This window comes from Amycolatopsis sp. WAC 01376 (assembly GCF_003947415.1).
In the GTDB taxonomy this organism is placed as follows: domain Bacteria; phylum Actinomycetota; class Actinomycetes; order Mycobacteriales; family Pseudonocardiaceae; genus Amycolatopsis.
In genome coordinates, this window is sequence record NZ_QHKL01000025.1 from 1 (window position 1) to 699 (window position 699).

Sequence of the window (699 nt, forward strand, 5' to 3'; positions counted from 1 at the left end):
CTGCACGTAGTCGGTTTCCGGGCCGAACGCCAGCCGTCGCACGGTCGAGTGAATGCCGTCGGCACCGAAGACGAGGTCGAACCGCCTCGGGGCTTCGCGCTCGAAGGTGACGTCGACGCCGTCGGGGGTCTCGGTCAGCGAAGTGATCGAGTCGCCGAAGACGTACTCGCAGTCCGGCGAAGTCCGGTCGTACAGGATCCGGGCCAGATCGCCGCGCCGGATCTCGACGTCGCCGCCGGTGAACTCACCGGGCAGGACGGCGAGCGGCCGCCCCTCGGCGTCGACGATGGTCTGGTCGAGTCCGCCGGTCTGCTGCCGCTCGATCTCGTCGAGGATGCCCATCCGCTCGAGCACGGCGCGGTGGGTGGGGCCCTTGAAGTCGACCGCCTGGCCACCGCTGCGGAGTTCCCGCGATCGTTCGACGACGGGGACCGCGTAGCCCTGGCGGGAGAGCCAGAAGGCGAGTGCGGGACCGGCGATGCTGGCGCCGGAGATGAGGACTGTCTTGTTCGTCATGGCAGGAGCTTCGCGGCCGGCGTTGACGAAGCGCTGACAGTCCGCTGACCGCTCCTCGTCAGCTCCAGCCGGGGAGCGGAAGGGTGAGTTGCCCAGGGGCGTCCGGCGGCGCGGTCTCGTAGCGCGGGGGTGTCGCCGACAGCCCGATCGGGTTGCGGGTCGCCACCGCGGCGGTGCCGTCGG

The 699-nt window shown here is 70.8% G+C and carries 1 protein-coding gene; it reads right to left on the bottom strand.

What is annotated here, in order from left to right; translation table 11 throughout:
* Positions 1-516, bottom strand: a 516-nt coding sequence (locus DMH03_RS41945; protein WP_199749249.1) for an FAD-dependent monooxygenase, incomplete at its 3' end; no start/stop codon positions are given.
* Between the last annotated feature and the right edge of the window lie 183 nt (positions 517-699).